This is a genomic window from Kitasatospora sp. NPDC036755 (assembly GCF_040636595.1).
Lineage (GTDB): Bacteria > Actinomycetota > Actinomycetes > Streptomycetales > Streptomycetaceae > Kitasatospora.
In genome coordinates, this window is sequence record NZ_JBEZUT010000705.1 from 1 (window position 1) to 1,038 (window position 1,038).

1 pseudogene is annotated in these 1,038 nt (G+C 82.2%); it reads right to left on the reverse strand.

Annotation, left to right across the window (positions count from 1 at the left end):
• Positions 1-971: pseudogene (locus AB0E96_RS41350) on the reverse strand (asparagine synthase); the annotation flags it as partial.
• Between the last annotated feature and the right edge of the window lie 67 nt (positions 972-1,038).

The window sequence follows — 1,038 nt, forward strand, 5'->3', positions numbered from 1 at the left end:
GCCGGCCCCCGGGGGGCGGCGCGGGCCCACGCGCCCTTCCCCGCGCCGCTCCTGGCCGCGCCGGCGGCCGCGGCGGTGGAGCCGCCGGACGCGGTGGACGCGGTGGGCGCGGGCACCGGAGGCAGCGGGACGGCGGCGGCGAGCAGGGCGACGGTCGCGGAGGCCGTCCCGTACGACAGGTCGACGCCGAGCCGGGCCCGCCCGGCCCGGTCGGGAGCCGGGGCGGTGGTGCGGACCCGGGAGCGGACGGACTCCAGCAGGGCGCGGGTGAGTTCGCGGACGGCGGGCGCCTCGTCGCGCGGCTGCTCGGCGCCTGCCGGGTCGTCGTAGCCGGACAGGTACGGGCGGCCGCCCCGGACGCCGAGCACGTGGCCGGGCGGCACCCGCTGGACGCCCTGGTACGGGGTGCCATCGCCGAGCGCCTCGGGGGACTCGGGGCAGGCGAGCCGGGCGGCGAGGTGGCCGGTGTCCAGCGCGGCGCCGACCAGGTCGGCGAGCGGCAGCGCGGCGGTGGCGTAGGCGGTGCCGCCGGCCCACGGGGTGTGGAAGACGGGCCGGGCCCCCGCGAGGTCGGTGAGCAGCAGGGTGGACCGGGTGCCGGAGCGCAGCACGACGGTGTAGCTGCCGGGCCAGGCGGTCAGGTGGCGGACGGCGCCGCCGCGGGCGGCGGCGAGGCCGGCGGCGAGCTCGGCGTCGGTGGCGCCGCAGTGGCCGAGGACGGCGAGCCGGGAGGTGGCGGGGGTGTCCTCGACCTGGTCGGGGGCGGTGGGGCCGGTGCTGACCACGGCGGGGGCGCCGGGGCGGAGGGTGACCAGGCGGATCTCCCCCGGGCGCCAGTCGCCCACGGCCCAGAGCGGATCGGGCCCGGCCCAGAGCGGGCGCGCGGCGATCGGCTCGACCCCGCGGAGCGCCTCGCGTGCCGGGGCGCCCGCGCTCGGCGCACCCGTGCACCAGCCCGTCAGCCACCGCATCGCGCCTCCACCGGACGAGGACCTGCATCCGTGCGGCGCGCTCGCCGCCCGCCGGGCGGCCGGGTGG